Source organism: Acinetobacter sp. CWB-G5 (genome assembly GCF_019209785.1).
In the GTDB taxonomy this organism is placed as follows: domain Bacteria; phylum Pseudomonadota; class Gammaproteobacteria; order Pseudomonadales; family Moraxellaceae; genus Acinetobacter; species Acinetobacter johnsonii.
Window position 1 is genome coordinate 720,597 of record NZ_JAHUTF010000001.1, and the last position, 21,770, is coordinate 742,366.

20 protein-coding genes and 1 pseudogene are annotated in these 21,770 nt (G+C 41.3%); 8 read left to right on the top strand and 13 right to left on the bottom strand.

Annotated features, from left to right (window positions below):
• Nucleotides 1-4: 4 nt before the first annotated feature.
• From KVY11_RS03505 to KVY11_RS03525, 5 genes are all read right to left on the bottom strand, one after another.
• Complete coding sequence (locus KVY11_RS03505) at nt 5-478, bottom strand: arsenate reductase ArsC (protein ID WP_218288110.1); 474 nt, start codon at nt 476-478, stop codon at nt 5-7.
• 6 nt (nt 479-484) lie between these two features.
• The gene (locus KVY11_RS03510) at nt 485-805 is read right to left on the bottom strand and encodes a metalloregulator ArsR/SmtB family transcription factor (RefSeq protein ID WP_218288111.1); all 321 of its coding nucleotides are present in this window, start codon (nt 803-805) and stop codon (nt 485-487) included.
• Between the two features lie 57 nt (nt 806-862).
• Nucleotides 863-1,297, bottom strand: a complete 435-nt coding sequence (arsC, locus tag KVY11_RS03515) for an arsenate reductase (glutaredoxin) (protein WP_218288112.1) — start codon at nt 1,295-1,297, stop codon at nt 863-865.
• A gap of 480 nt (nt 1,298-1,777) precedes the next feature.
• The gene (locus KVY11_RS03520; RefSeq protein ID WP_218288113.1) at nt 1,778-3,508 is read right to left on the bottom strand and encodes a GMC oxidoreductase; all 1,731 of its coding nucleotides are present in this window, start codon (nt 3,506-3,508) and stop codon (nt 1,778-1,780) included.
• Between the two features lie 114 nt (nt 3,509-3,622).
• Nucleotides 3,623-5,068 (bottom strand): coniferyl aldehyde dehydrogenase, encoded by a 1,446-nt coding sequence (locus tag KVY11_RS03525; RefSeq protein ID WP_218288114.1) that lies wholly within the window; start codon nt 5,066-5,068, stop codon nt 3,623-3,625.
• Nucleotides 5,069-5,221: 153 nt separating this feature from the next.
• Between KVY11_RS03525 and KVY11_RS03530 the strand changes: the two genes are divergently transcribed.
• Nucleotides 5,222-6,241 carry an AraC family transcriptional regulator gene (locus KVY11_RS03530; RefSeq protein WP_218288115.1) on the top strand — a complete coding sequence of 340 codons (1,020 nt, stop codon included), beginning with the start codon at nt 5,222-5,224 and terminating at the stop codon, nt 6,239-6,241.
• A gap of 30 nt (nt 6,242-6,271) precedes the next feature.
• Here the strand turns inward: KVY11_RS03530 and KVY11_RS03535 are convergent.
• Nucleotides 6,272-6,388, bottom strand: a pseudogene (locus KVY11_RS03535) (IS5/IS1182 family transposase); the annotation flags it as partial.
• 749 nt (nt 6,389-7,137) lie between these two features.
• On the opposite strand from KVY11_RS03535, the gene KVY11_RS03540 reads away from it, so the two are divergent.
• Entirely contained in the window at nt 7,138-8,469 is a 1,332-nt protein-coding gene (locus tag KVY11_RS03540; protein WP_218288116.1) for an OmpP1/FadL family transporter, read from the top strand.
• A 331-nt stretch (nt 8,470-8,800) separates the two neighbouring features.
• Nucleotides 8,801-10,039, top strand: coding sequence for an OmpP1/FadL family transporter (locus tag KVY11_RS03545; protein ID WP_218288117.1), 1,239 nt, complete (start codon nt 8,801-8,803; stop codon nt 10,037-10,039).
• Nucleotides 10,040-10,115: 76 nt separating this feature from the next.
• Here KVY11_RS03545 and thrH read toward each other — a convergent pair whose 3' ends face one another.
• Complete coding sequence (gene thrH, locus KVY11_RS03550) at nt 10,116-10,733, bottom strand: bifunctional phosphoserine phosphatase/homoserine phosphotransferase ThrH (protein WP_078426022.1); 618 nt, start codon at nt 10,731-10,733, stop codon at nt 10,116-10,118.
• A gap of 202 nt (nt 10,734-10,935) precedes the next feature.
• On the opposite strand from thrH, the gene KVY11_RS03555 reads away from it, so the two are divergent.
• Both KVY11_RS03555 and KVY11_RS03560 read left to right on the top strand, forming a co-directional pair.
• The gene (locus tag KVY11_RS03555) at nt 10,936-11,670 is read left to right on the top strand and encodes a phosphoadenylyl-sulfate reductase (protein ID WP_218288118.1); all 735 of its coding nucleotides are present in this window, start codon (nt 10,936-10,938) and stop codon (nt 11,668-11,670) included.
• 161 nt (nt 11,671-11,831) lie between these two features.
• Complete coding sequence (locus tag KVY11_RS03560; protein WP_178896256.1) at nt 11,832-13,211, top strand: wax ester/triacylglycerol synthase family O-acyltransferase; 1,380 nt, start codon at nt 11,832-11,834, stop codon at nt 13,209-13,211.
• A 63-nt stretch (nt 13,212-13,274) separates the two neighbouring features.
• Here KVY11_RS03560 and KVY11_RS03565 read toward each other — a convergent pair whose 3' ends face one another.
• From KVY11_RS03565 to KVY11_RS03590, 6 genes are all read right to left on the bottom strand, one after another.
• Nucleotides 13,275-13,448 (bottom strand): PA1571 family protein, encoded by a 174-nt coding sequence (locus tag KVY11_RS03565; protein WP_162841312.1) that lies wholly within the window; start codon nt 13,446-13,448, stop codon nt 13,275-13,277.
• A 131-nt stretch (nt 13,449-13,579) separates the two neighbouring features.
• The gene (gene rng, locus KVY11_RS03570; RefSeq protein ID WP_004981336.1) at nt 13,580-15,034 is read right to left on the bottom strand and encodes a ribonuclease G; all 1,455 of its coding nucleotides are present in this window, start codon (nt 15,032-15,034) and stop codon (nt 13,580-13,582) included.
• Nucleotides 15,035-15,072: 38 nt separating this feature from the next.
• Complete coding sequence (locus KVY11_RS03575; protein WP_126035664.1) at nt 15,073-15,639, bottom strand: Maf family nucleotide pyrophosphatase; 567 nt, start codon at nt 15,637-15,639, stop codon at nt 15,073-15,075.
• Nucleotides 15,627-16,118: a rod shape-determining protein MreD gene (gene mreD, locus KVY11_RS03580; protein WP_126035663.1), complete on the bottom strand. Its 492-nt coding sequence runs from the start codon at nt 16,116-16,118 to the stop codon at nt 15,627-15,629. The genes KVY11_RS03575 and mreD overlap by 13 nt, the downstream gene beginning before the upstream one ends.
• A complete protein-coding gene (mreC, locus tag KVY11_RS03585) occupies nt 16,105-16,962 on the bottom strand; it encodes a rod shape-determining protein MreC (RefSeq protein WP_004694667.1) in 858 nt (285 codons plus the stop codon). The genes mreD and mreC overlap by 14 nt, the downstream gene beginning before the upstream one ends.
• 15 nt (nt 16,963-16,977) lie before the next feature.
• A complete protein-coding gene (locus KVY11_RS03590; RefSeq protein ID WP_087527717.1) occupies nt 16,978-18,024 on the bottom strand; it encodes a rod shape-determining protein in 1,047 nt (348 codons plus the stop codon).
• 133 nt (nt 18,025-18,157) lie between these two features.
• Between KVY11_RS03590 and gatC the strand changes: the two genes are divergently transcribed.
• The 3 genes from gatC to gatB are packed head-to-tail and all read left to right on the top strand — an operon-like array spanning nt 18,158 to nt 21,479.
• Complete coding sequence (gatC, locus tag KVY11_RS03595; protein ID WP_062034404.1) at nt 18,158-18,472, top strand: Asp-tRNA(Asn)/Glu-tRNA(Gln) amidotransferase subunit GatC; 315 nt, start codon at nt 18,158-18,160, stop codon at nt 18,470-18,472.
• 53 nt (nt 18,473-18,525) lie between these two features.
• On the top strand, nt 18,526-20,004 hold the full coding sequence (gatA, locus tag KVY11_RS03600) for an Asp-tRNA(Asn)/Glu-tRNA(Gln) amidotransferase subunit GatA (protein WP_218288119.1): 1,479 nt from the start codon (nt 18,526-18,528) through the stop codon (nt 20,002-20,004).
• On the top strand, nt 20,004-21,479 hold the full coding sequence (gene gatB / locus KVY11_RS03605; protein WP_218288120.1) for an Asp-tRNA(Asn)/Glu-tRNA(Gln) amidotransferase subunit GatB: 1,476 nt from the start codon (nt 20,004-20,006) through the stop codon (nt 21,477-21,479). The genes gatA and gatB overlap by 1 nt, the downstream gene beginning before the upstream one ends.
• The last annotated feature ends 291 nt before the right edge of the window (nt 21,480-21,770 follow it).

Consider the following 21,770-nt stretch of genomic DNA (forward strand, 5'->3'; position numbering starts at 1 on the left):
GATCTCATTCAATATGCGAAATTTGATGGATTGCCGCAATCAAATCTAGGCGAGACATATGTGTTGTATCGAATGCCCATAAAGCATCTAAGCGACGGTTGATATGATCCACAGTGACTTGAAAGGCTTTGAGTTTTTCTTCTTTCGGCAAGACTAAATGCGAAGGATCCGCTAAACCCCAATGTGCTTTGATTGCACCACCTAAATAAAGTGGGCAAGCTTCTTGCGCCGCTAAATCACAAACCGTAATCACCACATCAGGTTGGTATTGTTCGCAGTCATCAATGGTTTTACTCCACAAACCTTCGGTTGAAAGACCTAAGTTTTCTAGAGTTTCAATGGTCAATGGATGCACCTGTCCAGATGGCTGGCTGCCTGCACTATAGGCTTTCCAACCCTCTGGGGCACGACTATTAAACAACACTTCGGACAAAATGCTGCGACAGCTATTTCCTGTGCATAAAAAAAGGAATTTCATATTGTTCTACTCGCAATAACTCTTTATTTGCGAAAAAGGGCGTTCAATTTGGGGCTGTAAGTCAGCATTTTTGAGGGTATTTAAGACGTCTACGCACCAAGTGGGTAAATTAGGATTGAGACTGTAATACACCCATTGCCCTTGACGTCGATCTTGTAAAAGACCTGAAGAACGCAGTAAGGCTAAATGCCGCGAAATCTTAGGTTGGCTAAGTTGTAATTTTTCAGTCAAATCACAGACACACTGCTCATGATTAACCACAACCAACATCACAATGTTGAATCGCGTTTCATCAGCTAAACATTTAAAAAAATTGATTTGATCCATACTTTCACTCACTCAAACATATGGATATATCAATATTCACATATATCCATGAAATTTTTATTTCAATCGCTGCCCATTTTCGTCCAGCACTTGTTCGCCGTCTTCTTTAGTAAAAGCACCCTTTTGTGGGAGTGGCAGAATTTCTAAAACCAATTCTGACGGACGACTTAAACGAGTTCCTAATTCAGTGACTACGAATGGACGGTTAATCAAAATTGGATGCTGCAGCATAAAATCTAAAAGCTGTTCATCCGTCCAGTCCTCACGGCCCAACTCGAGATCACGATAAGGATCAACATTCTTACGAATCGCTTCTCTCACCGTTAAACCTGCATCCGCGATCATTTGAATCAGTTCATTTTTAGATGGAGGTGTTACAAGGTACTCAATCACTTCAGGTTCAATATTGGCATTACGAATTAATGCCAATGTATTACGTGATGTACCACATTCAGGGTTGTGATAAATCTTAACTTTTGGAATCGCAGTCATTTGCTCAAACTCAATTAAATCCGCTAATATATTTATATATGAATAAGCATATATATGCAACTCCATATTTTAAGAATAAAAAATGATCTATTTTGAATATATAGTGATCGAATGAGCATGTTAAAATTAGATAAAATATAAGATTTAGAGGTCAAACTATGGAAACAGTCATGATTACTTTGATCTTAGTTATTATTTTGATTTTACTAGTCATATTTTATAACAAGAAAAAATAAACTATGGCTTTTGGGTCTATGAATAGACTCAGTAGTGCCCCCCAATTAATCGGTAAAAAGGTAAGAGAGCTTTTTGCTCTCTTCTTAGCTTAGGAATTTCTGAATCATAGCCCATCAAATCAGCAACACCCTCTAACACTGTCATACAGCGTTAGAGGGATAATGATCTAAAGATTGTATTGCTTCGGCTGTCTAATTTGCCTTATTAGGCACAATCACCAACCCAACCCATATCCACTTTTTTTTAAGCATTGCTTAATGCACTAACTAAATCCCCACTGCCCTTCAAGTCAGACACCTGTCCCTCCAAAGGCTGACTAAATTCGATACGCTGAATCTTTGCTGCCCGCTCTGCGGAGAACACTGGGATTTGACTCATCGCAAATTCAGACAGTGCGGTAATGGTCAGTGAGGGATTCACACCTAAATTTCCAGGTACAATCGAACCATCTAATACGCGTAAATTTTGATAACCAAAGACTTGACCGGTGAAGTCCACAACGCCATTCGACCTGTCATTACCCATCGCGACGCCACTCATAATATGTGCTGTCGTTGGCGTTCCCAGTAGAATTTCAGTAAGTGCAGAACCTGGCTCTCCACCCAACTTTTGTGCAATCATTTTAGTGGCTTCTTCAGCCGCAGGGAATGAAACGGTGAGTGGTGTGTCCCCTTCTTTTTGCACGGCAGTAATACTATTCTGGAACAGTCGATACCACTTTCTACGCCATTCAAAATGAATGAATGCTTCAGACTTTTGCATTACCAATAAAATGATCGAATCTTTGGCTTTACCCTTATAACGCAGTACTTTAAAGGTTTTTAAGGGATGTATTAAAGTGTTTAGCACAAACTTCATAAAGCGCATAAAGCCCTGACCGGTCACCATCGGCACGTATGGAATATAAATCCATGAAGCATCCGCACCTTCAGGGAAACGTGTGACCTCGATATTGGTATCTGCATCGACTGAAATAAAAGAGCTGATTGCCACCCCATCATCCAGTTTTTTTCCGGTGTTGTTCACTGTGGTCAGAGTTTCCGAGTTCGTCCGAACCTCCTGTCCTAGCAATGAAGAAATATGGGGTAAAGTCTTATGCTGATCACGCATTTTTAACAACATCGGTACCGTACCCATCACCCCTGCAGATAACACTACCCCACGACTGCGTAAACTATACTGACGAACATTCTTGCCTAAAGTTTCTTTGACGATGATTTCATAGCCTTCACCACCATCCTCACTCAAGGGTATAATTTTAATGACTTCAGAACTTGGACGAATTTCAACGCCATTACGCTCAGCAAAATACAGGTAATTTTTCATGAGGGTGTTTTTGGCATTATTACGACAGCCCAACATACAACTGCCACAATAAATACAGGAGTTACGATCTGGTCCATCTCCATTGAAATACGGATCTTTCGCTACTTGTCCTTCCTGACCAGCTACTTGCGAAAAGAAGACACCCGTATTCACCGTTTTAAAGGAGTTTGCATATCCAATTTCACTCGCAACTTCTTTTAACGTGTCGTCTGCAATATTGGTATAAGTATTATTCGCTGTACCTAACATGCGTTGAGCGAGACCATAAAACGGTTTTAAGGTTTCTTTCCAGTCTTTACGAATCTTGGTCCATGCCTCTGACTCAAAAACCGCATCAGGTGGAATTAAGTGTACATTGGCATAAATTTGTGAGCCCCCACCGACGCCCACCCCATGCAAAATGGTGGTTTTACTGGTGAAAGTAAATTGCATCGTACCTCTAAATCCCAGTTCAGGACGCCACAAATAGTTTTTGGTGTCTAAATTTGTAGTTGGAAAATCCTTGTCTTCACGGCGTAATCCTTTCTCCAAAATCAGGACTTTATAGCCCTTTTCACTGAGGCGTAATGCACTGACCGATCCACCAAAGCCTGAGCCAATCACGATTTGATCAAAATCAAAATCAAAATCAAAATCTTTATTATTCATACTATTAACTCCTTTAATAGTTTTATTTTTCTGTTTTTAAATACACCAACCCCTTCACTTCAAAATATCCATCTTGAAGTGAAAAGTGATTTTGAGGTTTTAAAATTTAAGCGCTTATGACTTCATCCGAATCAATAAATTCAACAGCCAATTGACAAATTTCCCATACGGTGGCGCGAGAAACTTCAAACTTGAAAAACCCGCCTGATAAAACACAGGGCGCATTTTAGAAAAAGTCAAAAAGCCTTCATAACCATGATAGTGCCCCATGCCACTGGGGCCGACCCCTCCAAAGGGTAAGTCATGCTGCCCGACATGAAATAAGGCATCATTGACCGAAACCCCGCCCGACATAACTCGGCTGATATAAAATTCGACTAGGCTTTTGTTATTGCTAAATGGATAAAAGGCCAATGGACGATCACGCTGCACAATATAGTCCACTACCTCTTCAGGCTTTTGGTAGGTTTTGACCATCAAAATTGGGCCAAAGGTTTCACGCGTATCAATTTCCATCTCATCATTACTGTTCAACACCAAAGTCAGTGGAAATTTTCGTGTCGCAGCATCAGGCTCTTGCCGATTTAAATTAATCAAACTGGCCCCTTTGGCTTCAGCATCTGCCAAGCTATGCACTAAGCGCTGAAATGCACGCTCATCAATCACAGAAGTATAATCTTTGCTATGAATATCAGGCACATGTTCCTGCACCCAAACTGATGCCGCTTGAATAAACGCTTGTAACTTCGACTCATGTACAAATAAATAATCGACATTGGTACAAATTTGTCCCGCATTAAACTGTTTCACAAACATAATGCGTTCTACAGCTTTCTCAATAGGGTATTCATGGTCAATCACCGCAGGAGATTTACCACCCAGCTCCAGAGTCACAGGGGTTAAGTTTTGTGCTGCAGCAGCCATGACTTTACGCCCTGTCGCACCAGAGCCAGTAAACATCAGGTGGTCAAACGGCAATTTTGAAAATGCGATACCCACTTCACCAGTCTCATCGAAAATCTGTAATTTTTCCGCTTTAAAATATTTGGGGCTTAACTCAATCAGCAATTCAGCCAAATATCTTGAATTTTCAGACATTTTAACCATAGCCGTATTTCCCGCAGCAAACACGGCCGACAACTGTGAAAACATCAAATTGATGGGAAAATTCCACGGCACAATAATTCCAATCACCCCCAGTGGCTGAGGAATTACGCGGTTCTTCGCACCAAAATACAAGCTATGATCGACATGTCTTTTTTGTACTTTAGTCCACTGTTTCAAGTGTTTGATGCTGCCGTTAATATCATCTGTGACCGTAATAATTTCTGCCAGTAAGGTTTCATGACGTGAACGATTGCCATAATCTCGATTCAAGGCTTCAATAATTGCTTCACGGTGATCATTAATCAGCGCTTTTAAATTCAGTAAATGTTGCTTGCGTTGCGCAATTGTTTCAATGCCTTGTTGATGAAAGCTTTTGCGCTGCAATTGAAAACAATCGTGTAATGTCTGTTCTATCACTGTTTGCTCGATATGAGACTGAACCGTAAGTTGCATATGCTTTTCCTTTCACGGCTAAAAATGGTGATTTAATACTTCTTTTCTATGTTGGTTGAGATAATCTCTTATCCTACTTTAACAAATGGCTTGAATTATGCTTGACTTTTTAGGACACTAAATTGATCTTTTAGGACAACACGGAATGTTGTGATGGGAAGTTATATTCGTGCAGCCAGCCTCGGCGGTTTTGAAGACTTAGTCCGTAGTTATGGCATCAACCCTATAGAAATCTTGAAAGAGATCGGGATTTTACCTGCTTTACTCCGCGATCCAGATTCATTTATTCATTATGATCATTATTTAAATTTATTGGAAAAAGCGGCCTTAGCCTGTCAGGATGACTGCTTCGGTTTAAAACTCGGCGCACTCCAAAATATTAGCACAATCGGTTTGATTGGCGTCTACATGTCCCGACAAACGAGCATACTTGAAGCCTTAAGCGTGGCGCAAAAATATGTCTATTTACATGCTGAAGGCATTGTCTTCCACGTCTCGCAGCATAATGCTCTACTCTGTAAGTTGAACTTTGTTCGATTAAGTGAATACAACACCGATGTACCACAAAAATCACAACTGGCCATTTGCCTTGTCGCGAATATTCTCAAAGATTTGATTGGCCCACAGTGGCATGCAGAAAAAATTTGCTTCAAGCAAAAAGCACCACAAAAAAGTGCTCAAACTTTCCAAGCACATTTTTCATGTCAGGTAGAGTTTGAAACCGATGAGGATGCGCTTTATTTTCCCGCAAGCTTTTTAAGTTATAAACCCTATAATTTTAATGAAGATGCCATCAATCAACTGATCGTACAGCAGCTTGAAACACAAAGCAGCACCAAAACTGAAGACAATACCGCACTGATAGAGAGTTCAGTCCGCATGCTGATGGCGACAGGAGACTGCAGCATTGAAAATATCGCACTCTGTATGGGCATGCATCCGAAAAAGCTTCAGCGCGCTTTAAAAATGCAAGGAACAAGCTATCGAGATATACTCGAAAATGTCCGAAAAAAAGAAGCACTGCGTATGCTTGATGCAGGCAATGTGAATTTGACGGATATTGCTCTACAGTTGGGCTATGCAGAGTTATCTATTTTTAGTCGCAACTTTAAAAGTTGGTTTGGCGTTCCTCCAACCGAGTTAAGAGACAAAAGTCGAAGCCATATTGTATGACTTCTGGTTTTGCTACTTTGTTCAATAATGAGCATACCTCTGAGTTTCAAGATCAAACCAAATGGCAATATTTCCACGATTAATGAGAACTCGGTTATATGAGGAGCAATTGCTTGTACGGTCAATTTTAGGTGCTGGCTTCTTCATTCGGAAATTATATTGCTAAAGATGGCTTTAAGAATAGGTTTGTACAACAAAGCCCATCCTTCTAATCATTTATGGTTCACAGTAGAGCGATAGCGAACTAAAACTCTAACTTTTTTAATAAATTATGCTTTTAACGGTATAACAAAACGATAACTTATTTAAGCCAAGATAAAGTGCTGATTACACCGCTTAATGACCATCTGTCTTCATTCATCTATATTTAAAACTAAGGATTTTTGCTCTTAATATTTGATTCAACTTTTATATAATTTTTATAACACAGCACAATATTCCGCAACAATTATCATTGCTGCTGTAGACAATATTAATCATGTAAAGAACAATAACTTGATCTTATATAAAAATAATCGATAAATGATTTAAAAAATATAATTTTGTATTATAAAACAGTAAAGAAAAACAGTGATACGCATCGCAAAAAGGATTTATGTTCACGCTTAATTGAGTAATTTTTAACCAAAAAATAAATTTTATATTTCAAATTATATATTTATATTTTTCATTAACTTAAGTTTAAAAAATATGTTTTTTTAGTATAAAAACTCTATTGTGATCACTTTTTAAACTGATTAGTTATGTCTAGAGCATTTACTCTTATTTTAATTGTGCTATTTTTGTGACACGGAGTAACAAATGATTTCGGTTAACCGACCTCTCCAAAAGCCAAAAAACATAAACACAAAATGAGCAACAAACATTTGCATTTGCACCTCAAGGAAAGACGTAGAATGAAATTAAAGACATTAACGACAGCAATGATTTTAGCAACTGTACCAATGACGGGGGCATTTGCCGCTGCTCTAGATCGTTCAGGTCAGTCAATCTCTGCATTCTTGCAACCTGGTAATTACTTTGAAGCAGGTATTTCTGTATTAGATCCAGATGTGTCTGGACAGGAAGCTGGCACAAGCACAACAAATCGTCAAATTGGTGATATGGCGGGCGATTACTATTTCCCTAGTGCCGCACTAAAATTCCAACTTACTGATAACTTCTCTTTTGGTCTGCTTTACGACCAACCTTTTGGTGCAGATGCTGAATATACTGGCACTAACAATTTTGTTGCAGCTCCAACAGATCGAGTACTAAGCTCACTACCTGTTACAACATCAATGATTGGTGGCACCACTACAGGTAGTACTGCAGTTGAAGTGGATACACAAAACATTTCTATGATTTTTGGTTTCCAACCTACTGAAAACTTTAATATTTATGGTGGTGGTGTATATCAAACAATTAAAGGTCATGTTTCATTACGTGGTTCAGCTTATAGCGTGTTCAATGGTTATGATGCGAACATTAAAGAAGATTCTGCCGCAGGTTGGTTGGCTGGTGCAGCATTTCAGATTCCTGAAATTGCATTAAAAGCTTCTGTAACATACCGTTCTGAAATTGATCATGAATTTGTTGCGAATGAAAATCTGAGTTTAGCAACGCCATTAGCAAATGCAGCACCAATGTTGGGTGGTATTGTACCGCCTGCATTATTACCTGCTATTTCACAAGCAATTGGTGGTTTTGCAGCAGCTAATTCAGCTGATGGCAAAACTAAAATTACAACACCTCAATCTGTGAATCTAGACTTCCAAACAGGCATCATGGCGAATACTGTAGCATTTGCAAATGTACGCTGGGTAAATTGGAAAGACTTCTCAATCACACCTTATAAATTTGGGAAAGCTGCTGAAGCTGTTGGACCTTTGGTCAATCGTCCAAATGGTTTTTCTCTAGTAGAATATACCGATGATCAATGGTCTGCAAACGTAGGTGTAGGTCGTAAATTAAATGACCAATGGGCGGGTAACGTTTCTGTAGGTTGGGACTCTGGCGCAGGTAACCCTGTATCAACGCTTGGCCCAACAGAAGGCTATTGGAACGTTGGTTTGGGTGTTCAATACAGCCCAACGCCAGCAACCTTCATCGCCGGCGGTGTAAAATACTTCTGGTTAGGCGATGCTAAAGCTCAAACTGGTGCTCAAGCAGGTGGCTCTGATTATGTAGCAGAGTTTGAAGATAACAATGCTTTAGCTTATGGCTTAAAAATCGGTTACAAGTTCTAATTATTAATACTGAAAAAAACCATCTGTAAAGATGGTTTTTTTCATTTTCAACAATGACATCTACACTCTTTTTTATACACTTGTGATTCATTTGAGCAACAAATAAACACTTAAACATTTTGCATAATATTCAATCAGCCACTCAGCATTTAAAAATAAATCCATATAAATCATAAAATTAATATTTTTTTTTAGTGTTTTTACTCTACACAAGTACATTTTTTAACTTTTCAGTTCATTTTACAACCGTAGTTGAGCATTTACTCTTTTTGTATTTATGTTACTTTTCGTGCCAATCACTTACATAAAGCTACAACAAGGAATGTTCCCTATGAAGCTTACAGCTCTTCGCTCGGCTATTTTGCTCAGCTTAATCCCAACAACTTCAGTATTTGCTGCTGGTCTTGATCGCTCAGGCCAATCTATTGCTGCTTTCCTTCAACCCGGCAATTATTTTGAAGCAGGTATTTCAGTCCTTGACCCTGAAGTAAAAGGAAAAGATACAAGTGGTAACCAAACGGGTGACATGGCAAGTGACTACTACTTCCCTCACGCTGCTCTAAAAATTCAAGCAACGGATCATTTCTCTGTTGGTCTGATTTACGATCAACCTTTCGGTGCAGACGCAGAATACTCGGGTAATAGCACTTTTGTAGAAAACCGCCCAGTTCCATTTCAAGGTGGGACATCTGTTACTGTCGATACTCAGAACTTGAATTTACTTTTTGGATACCAACCGAACGAAAACTGGAATCTTTATGCAGGTGCGGTATACCAAACTGTAGATGGTACAGTTTTACTTCGCGGTACAACTTATAGCGTATTCAACGGTTACGACTTTAGAACTGGCGAAGACGAATCAGTAGGTTGGTTAGCAGGTGTTGCGTATCAAATTCCAGAAATCGCGCTTAAAGCATCAGTGACTTATCGCTCAGAAATCGAGCACAAAATGAATGCTTCAGAAAATTTTGGCGCAGCTGGATATATTTCAATCCCTGGCGCACCTGGCCAATCTGCTCAACTCAATCAATTAATGACAGCCTTAAATGCATCATCTGGTGAAACTAAGTTAACCACGCCACAATCTGTCAATATTGATTTCCAAACCGGCATTATGGCCAATACCGTTGCTTTCGCAAATCTACGCTGGGTCGATTGGTCAAATTTCAGAGTTCAACCATATAACTTTGCTAAGCTTTCAAAAGTCGTAGGCCAAAACCCAACGATTAACAAACCAAATGGCTTTAACCTGATTGACTATAAAGAAGATCAAATTTCTGCAACCGTTGGCGTCGGCCGCAAATTTAACGAGCGCTGGGGTGGCAATGTGTCCGTAGGTTGGGATTCTGGTGCAGGTAACCCTGTGACAACACTTGGCCCAACAGAAGGTTTTTGGAGTGTGGGTACAGGTGTTCGTTTTTCGCCAGCAGAAAACTACTTTATTGGCGCTGGCGTGAAGTACTTCTGGTTAGGCGATGCTGATGCTGTAACAGGTGCTCACTCAAATGCTGGAAAATTCACCAACAATGATGCGATCGCTTATGGTTTAAATATCGGTTATAAATTCTAAACCATAGCATCATACTCAATAAAAAAGGCGCATCTATTGAGATGCACCTTTTTGTTTTCGTAGATATAGCTGTTTTTTAAGCTGGAATATCACGAACTGAGGCATTACGAATTGCCTCTTTTAAAGCTTCATAACCATGAATTGCAGGGAATTGTGGGAATTCTTTAATCACATTTTCTGGTGCATCAAACAAAAAGCCTTTATCCGCTTCACCCAGCATAGTAGTGTCGTTATAAGAATCACCTGCGGCAATAACACGGTAATTTAGTCCATGCAATCCTTTAACTGCTTCACGTTTTTGGTCAGGTTGGCGCAGCTTATAGGCTGTAATCATACCCTTTTCATCAGTTTCTAACTTATGGCAAAAAATCGTTGGCCAGCCCAGTTGTTTCATTAATGGATGTGCAAACTCATAGAAAGTATCTGACAAAATAATCAGCTGAAAATGTGTACGTAACCATTCAACAAATTCTTTTGCCCCTGGAAATGGGCCCATTTCAGCAATGACTTCTTGAATATCATTTAAACCTAAACCATGTTCTTTTAATATGTTCAAACGCTGTGTCATGAGCACATCATAATCAGGAATATCACGTGTGGTTGCTTCAAGCGCTTTAATGCCTGTTTTTTTAGCAAAGTTAATCCAAATCTCTGGAACTAACACCCCTTCTAGATCAAGGCAAACAACTTCCATGAATACTCCCTTTTATTTACGTGGAAAAATTTTGAACTATCATAGCTTAATATTTGTCTGATGCATTGCTGTTTTTTAAATCTATTTTTTTCATAAGCATTTATTTTTTAGTGATAAGTGGCTTATTTCAACTCTATTAAAATATGCAGCAAATAACGTAATATAGGTCTTGTTAGATTCCAAGCCTATTGCCAGGATACTCATGACAACCATTCCAACTATTGATCTTGTTGATGCTCTCGCATCTGAATATGCCGATAAATCGCCAAGTGAAATTTTAGCACTCGCACTGAATCAAACGGGTGAAATTGCCATCTCGTTTTCAGGTGCAGAAGATGTCGTACTTATTGATATGGCTGCTAACTTAGGTAAACCCTTTCGTGTCTTTAGCTTAGACACGGGACGTTTACATGCCGAAACGTATCAATTTATCGAGACTGTACGTAAACACTACAACATTAATATCGAAATTTGCTTCCCAGAAGCAGATGCAGTTCAACAACTGGTCAATGAAAAAGGTTTATTCAGCTTTTATCAAGATGATCATAAAGAGTGTTGTGGTATCCGTAAAGTTCAGCCTTTACGTAAAAAATTAGCGACTTTAGATGGTTGGATTACGGGTCAACGTAAAGACCAAAGTCCAGGCACACGAACTGAGATTCCAGTTGTTCAGGCAGATGTGGGGTTTTCGGGCGAAGGCAAACAGTTGATTAAATACAATCCTCTTGCCAACTGGTCCAGTGCCGATGTGTGGAGCTACATCCGCATGATGGAAGTACCTTATAACCCATTACATGAACGCGGTTTTATTTCTATTGGCTGTGAACCATGTACACGTCCAGTGTTACCAAATCAACATGAACGTGAAGGACGTTGGTGGTGGGAGGAAGCGACACACAAAGAATGTGGCCTGCATGCAGGTAATTTGAAAAAGTAAAGACTAAAACCACTGCTTCGCAGTGGTTTTTCGCAACCAATGGATACACACAAAGCGCTCCCATTGTTAAAAAAAATCGATATACTAGCTTTAAGTTCTATAATTCTAACAAGATTGCTCACATAGGAGCGGTCAGATATTGCAGTGAGGCAATCCAGACTATGCGTCCATTACATCCGATTGACTTTATTTTTTTATCGCTTGAAAAACGCCAGCAACCCATGCATGTCGGTGGATTATTCTTATTCCAAATCCCTGAAAATGCACCTGCCAGCTTCATTCAAAATTTAGTTGCAGATATTCGTAACTCCAAATCTATTCCTATTCCTCCATTTAACAACAAACTCAACGGTTTATTTTGGGATGAAGATGAAGAGTTTGATCTTGATCACCATTTTCGTCATATCGCACTCCCACAACCGGGGCGTATTCTTGAACTGCTCACCTACATTTCACAGGAACACAGTAGTTTAATTGACCGCGCTAAACCGTTATGGACCTGTCATATTATTGAAGGGATTGAAGGGAATCGTTTTGCCATGTACTTCAAAATCCACCATGCGATGGTGGATGGTATCGCGGGTATGCGTTTGGTGGAAAAATCATTATCACAAGATCCAAACGCAAAGAGTATTGTGCCACCATGGTGTGTTGAAGGCCCTCGTGCGAAGCGTTTAAAAGAACCAAATGTTAGTCGCTTTAAGAAAATAATGAATGGCGTAATGGGCCAGCTTGAGTCAACACCACGTGTCATGTATGAGTTGTCACAAACAGTCATGAAAGATATGGGACGTAATCCTGATTATGTTTCAAGCTTCCAAGCACCCAGCTCTATTCTTAACCAGCGGGTTAGCTCCTCCCGCCGTTTTGCAGCACAGTCTTTTGAGTTTGACCGTTTACGTCATATTTCTAAAAGTTTGGGTGTCACGATTAATGATATCGTACTGGCGATTTGTTCAGGTGCCTTGCGTGAATATTTATTGTCCCAAGACGCACTTCCTAAAAAGCCTTTAATAGCCATGGTGCCTGCATCAGTTCGCGATGATGATTCGTCTATGTCGAATCGTATCACCATGATTTTGGCAAATTTAGGCACGCATAAAGAAGATCCACTAGAGCGCCTCGCAATTGTTCGTCGCAGTGTGCAAAATGCCAAAGAGAAGTTCAAACGCATGAACTCAAACCAAATTCTAAACTATAGTGCGTTTGTTTATAGTGCTGCCGGACTCAACATTGCCTCTGGCTTACTGCCTAAGCGCCAAGCGTTTAATCTAGTGATTTCAAATGTTCCTGGCCCACGTGAACCATTGTATTGGAACGGGGCACGACTCGATGCGCTATACCCTGCCTCAATCATTTTGGATGGTCAGGCACTCAACATCACTATGACCAGTTATTTAGATAAACTTGAAGTTGGTTTGACTGCTTGCCGAAATGCACTGCCGAAGATGCAGAATCTACTCACGCACTTAGAAGAAGAGATTCAACGCTTTGAAGCGATTGTGGGGGTCGAAGGCCCAAAGTTGCAAGCGGTCAGTTGATGCCGCAAAACGAATCAGAAATACAAGAATAATCAATAAAACTAAGGGGCTTCGATAAGCCCCTTAGTTTTTAATGCTACGACATTGTTTTAATAATTGATGACACGCAGTACGAATCATGGCAGTTGTAATTTGTACTTCTTTACCCTGATCATCCACAATATACGCATTATGCGTTACTTTCGCATCTAATAAATGTTTCAAACTAGGTTGAATAATTGCTTCTCTAACACCCATATCACACCTCATTTGCTAAACCTATTTGGGAGAATAAGCTTTGGCTATTTCCGTGTTTCTAGTATTAAAAATCTCAGATCGAAAGTAAAATTTCAGTTGTAACAACTATTTAACCATATATTGTTACAATTTCAGCTCAGAATGATATCGTATTGCTCTTGCGTATATAAATTTTCCACCTGAAATTTAATCACACGACCAATGAAATGCTCTAAATCCGCGACTGCTGGCGCTTCTGCGGTTAATAAGCGGTCAATCACCGATGGATGCGCAACGACAGTAAAGCCAGTCTGAGATTGATACGCACGTGTATATCTCATGATTTCTCGAAAGATTTCGTAACATACAGACTCAGCTGTTTTCACATAACCTCGTCCCTGACAGGTCGGGCAAGATTCACATAATAAGTGCTCTAATGATTCACGCGTACGTTTACGTGTCATTTCGACCAAACCAAGCTCAGAAACCTGCGTAATTTTGGTTTTCGCATGGTCTTGCTCAAGCATCCGTTCAAACTGAGTCATGACCTCAGTTCGATGCTCCTGCTCTTGCATGTCAATAAAGTCGATAATAATAATACCGCCTAAATTGCGTAGTCTCAGCTGGCGCGCAATGACCTGTGTCGCTTCCATATTGGTTTTAAACACAGTATCTTCTAAAGAGCGGCCACCCACATATGACCCTGTATTGACATCGATAGTCGTCATAGCTTCAGTCTGGTCTATCATCAAATAACCGCCAGACTTCAACGCAACACGCGTCTGTAGAGCTCTTTGAATGTCTTCTTCGACATTATACAAGTCAAAAATTGGGCGCTCACCCGGATAGTGAATGAGACGTTCTTTGATATTAGGGACAAATTCTTCTACGAACTCTTGGAGCTTGCCATGTATTTCACGCGAGTCGACTGAAATTTTAGCGGTCTTTTCACTCGCAAGATCGCGAATAATGCGTTGGGGTAAAGGCAGTTCTTCAAAAATTAACGACGGCACTGCAATACTGATCTGCTTGCGCTGAATAAATTCCCAAAGTTTTGCCAAATAAGCCATGTCTTGCGCAATGGCAGCTTCCGCAATCCCATCAGCGGCTGTACGAACAATCACTGAACCCGGAAGTTTATGTTCTGCTTGAATACGCTCAATCATCGAACGTAAACGATCACGTTCAGCTTCAGACTCAATGCGTTGAGAAACACCGGTATGATTGCCATAAGGCATCATCACTAAATAGCGCGAAGGAATGGAAAGATCAGTTGAAAGCCGAGCCCCTTTGGTGCCCAGCATATCTTTCATGACTTGAACGGTAAGAATTTGTCCCGGCTGTAAGAGCTCAAAAACATTCGGGGTGGGTTGATTACGTGACCAAACCATATCATTAATATGTAAAAAAGCAGTTCGTGACAGCCCGATATCGACAAAAGCAGCCTGCATTCCCGGAAGAACACGAACCACTTTACCTTTATAAATATTGCCCACTAAACCACGTTTCACCGTACGCTCAATAAATAATTCATTGACCGTGCCGTTTTCAATTAACGCGACGCGACATTCCATAGGCGTGACGTTAATTAATAACTCGTCAGACATAACAAACTCAAAACATTATAAAAAATCTTTTGAGACAGTTAATTTAGTGCCTTAACTGCCTGTAATAACTGTACCGTTTCATGTAACGGCAGCCCCACGACATTGCTATAGCTTCCCTCTATACGTGGAATATAACGTGCTGCAATGCCTTGTATGGCATAGGCTCCCGCCTTGCCAATGGGTTCAGATGTAGCCCAATATGCTTCCATATCATTCGGACTCAAATGCTGAAATTCGACTTCAGTACGAACTACTATACTTGAAATTTGCGTATTTGTACGAACACAAACCGCAGTATATACATCATGCTTGCGCCCAGAAATTTTTTCCCACATTTCAAATGCATGCTGCTTAGACTCAGGTTTGCCTAAAATCTCTTGATCGACCCCTAAACTGGTATCGGCAGCTATCACAATTGCATCAGGATATTGAAGCTGTACTGCCTCAGCTTTGGTACATGCCAGTCGCTCCACATAATGAGCTACTGGCTCGCCTACTTGTACAGATTCATCAATATCTGGGCTATAGATATCAAAGACTAGACCAAGCTGCTCCAGCAGCTCGCGGCGACGGGCCGAACTGGACGCTAAAATTAAACGCGCCATTTTTTCAAGATGAAGTAGACAATCGGGAAAGTCAGCACACTACTCAACAGCGGTTGCCAATGACGTGCAAGGGAAAACTGTGCCCCAATCATAATTTGCGCGATCCAGGTAATAAACAGATGCGCGACCACAGCCAAGGTAGCGATGACCCAAATATTGGCAAAGGTCATAATCCGACGTTCACGCGTTAAAAAACGGGACACAAAAGTAATCAGAACAAAACTGAGTGCGTTTAAACCCAAAGGTGCATCGAGCAGTAAATCGGTGAAAATCCCGACTGCAAAGGCAAACCAAATCCCGCTCCATGTCGGCTGGCATAGCACCCAAAACAGCATCACCATCATCATAAACAGTGGACGCCAACCAGAGAGCGCATAAGACAAGGGATAAACCATCAACACTGAAGCAATGATCACCGAAAAAATGATCGGAAATAAGGGGTCACGCTGTTTGGCAGCACGAAGTTTAGCGATCGGCATGTGGTTGCTCCATCGCTAAAGAATCGGAAAATAACACAACGACATGATGCCCACCCGCTAACTGTGCAGCAGGAACAACATCAATTTGAGCAAACTCGCCTGAATTATGACGACTGATTTTTGAAATGGTGCCCACCAGATAACCTGCTGGAAAATGCTCACCTAAACCAGAGCTATACACTTTTTCACCCACTTTGATTTCGGCACTGGTCGGCACGTATTCCATTTTCAAATGACCCAAATCTCCAGTCCCTGAAACAATGGCACGCATTCCAGATCGCTCTAAGCGAACCGAAAGAGAATGTTCTTTATCTGAAAGCAACATGACACGACTACTATGCGGATAGACATTAATAATCTGTCCCATAATACCTTTGTCATCGAGCACAGTTTGCCCGACTTTTAACTGACTGTTGGCACCACGGTTTACCACAATAATATGGCGCAATGGATCGGCATCTGTCCCAATGACTTCTGCAATCTCCATACGACCATCAATGATCAACGGGGTATCTAACAGACCGCGTAAACGCGTATTTTCCGCAGATAATTCAGATAATTTTTGTAAACGCACCTGCGCCTGCAATAACTCGGCTTGCATCGCGGTATTTTCACGGCGCAATTGAGCTTCAGACTTGGTTTGTTGATTCAGCCACTCTCGCGATAACACGGGATAACTTGCTACGGCATAAATTGGATTATAAGCGGCGTACAAGACATCTCTTGCAGGTTGAATCACATGCGGCATGCGCCAGTTAAAAAACAGCACGACCAAGCATGTGATCACTGCAATGATAAATGAGCGAAAAGATGGCGGTTGTCTGGAAAACAGATTTGTTTGCACCCGCCGATTCCTTTATTAGCCTACAAATAACATGTCGTGATTTGGATTATCGAAGAATTCTAAAACTTTACCACCACCACGAGTGACACAAGTTAGAGGATCTTCTGCAACCACCACAGGTAAGCCTGTTTCTTGCGCAAGAAGTTTATCGAGGTTACGTAGTAATGCACCACCACCTGTCAACACTATACCGCGCTCAGCGATGTCTGAAGACAGCTCAGGAGGCGTTTGCTCAAGTGCAGATTTCACAGCTGAAACAATACTTTGTAATGGATCAGAAATCGCTTGAGTAATTTCGTCCGAAGTCACAGTGATCGCACGTGGCACACCTTCAGCAAGGTTACGGCCGCGAACTTCAATTTCAAGTGTTTTAGAATCAGGTTCTGGTAAAGCCATACCCACTTCTTTCTTGATAATTTCAGCGGTGGTTTCACCAATCACGCAACCATGTGCTTTACGTACGTAGTTAATGATTTGTTCATCAAATACATCACCACCAATACGTAGTGAGTCAGCATAGACACAACCTTGAAGCGAAATAATCGCAATTTCAGTTGTACCACCACCAACATCGACCACCATTGATCCGCATGCTTGTTCAACTGGCATACCCGCACCAATTGCAGCAGCCATTGGTTCTTCAATCAAACGAACATCACGCGCGCCTGCATTAAATACAGCTTCACGAATAGCACGACGCTCAACCAAAGTTGATTTGCAAGGCACACACACCACAACACGAGGTGCAGGTGGGAACAGACGTTTTTCATGTACTTTACCAATAAATTGGTTCAGCATGGTTTCAGTCACTTCAAAATCGGCAATCACACCATCCTTCATTGGACGAATGGCAGAGATATTTGCAGGTGTACGGCCCAGCATTTGCTTTGCATCAAGACCTACCGCGGCAACGATTTTTTGTGAACCACTGTGACGAATTGCCACAACTGTCGGTTCATTTAATATAATGCCTCGTCCTGGTGCATAAATAAGTGTATTTGCTGTACCTAAATCAATGGCTAGATCGGGCGAAAACAAGCCAATTAGTCTTTTTAGAATCACGGAGACGTTCTCGATTAAACTTTATGTGGACGCAAGGTGGCAACTTTAACTAAATGTGATGATTTGAACAAGTCAATCGCTTATTATAACGCACGATATTTTGAAATTTTTTAATACTGACTCAGGTGATGTTATGTCTACATCGGATGCACAGCATTCTGCAGATTTAAATGCACAAACAGTTTCAGCAATCGCCAATCTTGCTCGATTGTCGCTAGATGATACGCAATCTGCTGAATATGCTCAAAGTCTAAATAAAATTTTAGGCATGATGGAAACCTTAAAAGGCATCGACACCAATGGTGTTGAGCCGCTTAAAAGCCCATTTGATCACCCACAACCCTTACGTGAAGATGTGGTTTCAGAAACCAATCATCGTGATGAATATCAAGCCATTGCACCGCAAGTGCAAGACGGTTTGTACCTTGTTCCTCGTGTGATTGAATAATTTCTATTCAGTTAAACCATTATTTTGTAAAAATTAACGTAAAGACATTTCTCATGACAGATTTACATCGCTTATCGATTCGTGAACTCTCTGAGGGTTTAGCTGGGGCTAAATTTTCATCTCGCGAACTGACCGAACATTATTTAAAGCGCATTGCAAAACTGGATACACAAGTTAAATCTTATGTAACCGTGACGGCAGAACAAGCGCTTGCACAAGCCGATGCTGCCGATGCTGCAATTAAAGCTGGCACAGCAACCGCATTGACAGGCGTGCCAATTGCACACAAAGACATTTTTTGTACCCAAGGCATTAAAACCACTGCGGGCTCAAAAATGTTGGATAACTTTATCTCTCCTTACGACGCCACCGTTGTAGCGAAAGGCAAAGCCGCTGGTCTGGTCACTTTGGGTAAAGTGAACATGGACGAATTTGCAATGGGTTCAACCTCTGAGAACTCATTCTACGGCGCTACAGCAAACCCTTGGAACTTAGGTCATGTGCCAGGTGGTTCTTCAGGCGGTTCTGCGGCCGCGGTTGCAGCAGACCTTGCTCCATTTGCAACAGGTACGGACACGGGTGGTTCAATTCGCCAACCTGCATCGTTCTGTGGCTTAACGGGTCTTAAACCAAGTTATGGCCGTGTATCGCGCTTCGGGATGATTGCATATGCATCATCACTGGATCAGGGCGGGCCAATGGCACGTTCGGCTGAAGACTGTGCCTACCTCATGAATGTGATGGCAGGTCATGATGCAAAAGACTCAACATCTGTTGAAAAAGACGTTGATGACTATGTGGCGAATCTAAACGGCACATCTGTTAAAGGTCTACGCATTGGTATTCCAAAGCAATACTTCAATGTCGCTGGTTTAGACGCAGACGTGAAAGCTCGTGTTGAAGAATCATTGAAAAAATTGGAAGAGATGGGTGCGACTTTGGTTGAGATTGACCTCAACATGACTGAAGCTTATGTTCCAACCTATTACTTGATTGCACCTGCTGAAGCATCATCGAATTTGTCTCGTTACGATGGCGTACGCTATGGCTACCGCGCAGAGAACCCTGTTGACCTGATGGACTTATACAAACGTTCACGTTCTGAAGGTTTTGGTGCGGAAGTGCAACGTCGTATCTTGATTGGTACATATGCGTTGTCTGCGGGTTACTACGATGCTTACTACGTGAAAGCACAAAAAGTCCGTCGTCTGATTCAACAAGATTTCTTAAAAGCGTTTGAATCGGTTGATGTGATTGCTGCACCTGCTGCGCCAACCACAGCTTATAAAATTGGCGCAAACTTGTCTCCAGTTGAAATGTACTTGGGCGACATTTACACCATCGCGGTTAACCTTGCAGGTCTTCCTGCGATTAACGCACCTGTTGGTTTTGACAAAGATAACTTACCTGTGGGCTTACAGCTGATTGGTAACTATTGGTCAGAATCTCAACTGTTGTCTGTGGTACATCAATACCAACAAGCGACGGATTGGCATACGAAACGTGCGGCAATTGCTGAGGAGAATGCATAATGGCTAAAAATTCTGCTAAACCTAAATCATTATTGATTGATGGTTGGGAAGTCGTGATCGGGATTGAGATTCACACTCAGCTTGCGACCCAATCTAAAATCTTCTCAGGTTCATCAACTGAATTTGGTCAAGACCCAAATACACAAGCCAGCCTCGTTGACTTGGCAATGCCAGGTGTACTGCCTGTATTGAACAAAGAAGTGGTCGATTTAGCCATTCGCTTTGGTTTGGGTATTGATGCTTACATCGACCAAGCGTCTGTTTTTGCACGTAAAAACTACTTCTACCCTGACTCTCCGAAAGGCTACCAAATTAGCCAGATGGACAACCCGATTGTGGGCTTGGGTCATATCGACATTCAACTTGAAGATGGTACGGTGAAGCGCATTGGCGTAACGCGAGCCCACCTTGAGGAAGATGCAGGTAAATCGATCCATGACCAGTTTGAAGGTATGTCAGGCATCGACTTAAACCGTGCAGGTACACCTTTACTTGAAATCGTGTCTGAACCTGATATGCGTTCAGTTGAAGAAGCGGTGGCTTATATCAAGTCGATTCACACTTTAGTGCGTTGGTTAGGTATTTCTGACGGTAACATGGCAGAAGGTTCGTTCCGTGCTGACTGTAACGTGTCGTTACGTCGTCCGGGTCAACCGTTCGGTACACGTTGCGAGTTGAAAAACCTCAACTCATTCCGTTTCATTGAACAAGCAATCAATGTCGAAATTGAACGCCAAATGGAAATTTTGGAATGGGATGGCACGATTGACCAAGAAACACGTTTATTCGACCCTGTGAAGATGGAAACACGTTCAATGCGTTCGAAAGAAGAAGCGAACGATTACCGCTACTTCCCTGACCCTGACTTGTTGCCTGTTGTGATTGCAGACGCGCAAATTGAAGCGGCTCGTGCTGCGCTTCCAGAGTTGCCTGCTGCACGTCGTGCGCGCTTTGTAGCTGACTTTGGTGTGACTGAGTACGATGCTCACGTTTTAACACTGACGCGTGAAATGTCTGAGTTTTATGAAGACGTCGTTAAAGCTGCTGGCGGTGCTGCTCAAGGTAAAGTGGCTGCAAACTGGGTCATGGGTGAATTCTCAGGCGCTTTAAACAAAGCAAGCTTAGAATTGGCAGATTCTCCTGTTTCGGCTGAACAGTTGGGTGGCATGATTGCACGTATTGTGGACAACACCATTAACGGTAAGATTGCGAAGCAAGTATTTGGCTTTATGTGGGAAGAAGGCAAAACTGCCGATGCCATTATTGCTGAGAAAGGCTTGAAGCAAGAAACCGATACTGGCGCAATTGAAGCGATTATTAAGGAAGTTCTTGCTGCTAACGAGAAGATGGTTGAAGAGTATAAATCTGGTAAAGAGAAAGCCTTTAACGGTCTTGTCGGTCAAGTGATGAAAGCTGCAAAAGGTAAAGCCAACCCTGCACAAGTAAATGAATTGATGAAGAAATTGATTGGTTGATTTCTTAACTAATTTACTGATTTCATGCTATAAAAACCTCGCACAATGCGGGGTTTTTTTAAAATTTATTTATGAGAAAGTTAGTAGCCAAAATTTCAAGAGGAAAGTTAAAAGAAAATGATTTATTTCCTTACCAACATGCAAATGAACAAAATATCACTAGCACCTCTATATTCGAAATAGATTACGTTTAAGTTGATACAAAAGATGAGCTTGAAGCTCTGATTAAATCAGGATTAAGTACTCGAATATCTAATCCAGATATTGGTTATAAATCTGCATCTTATTGAA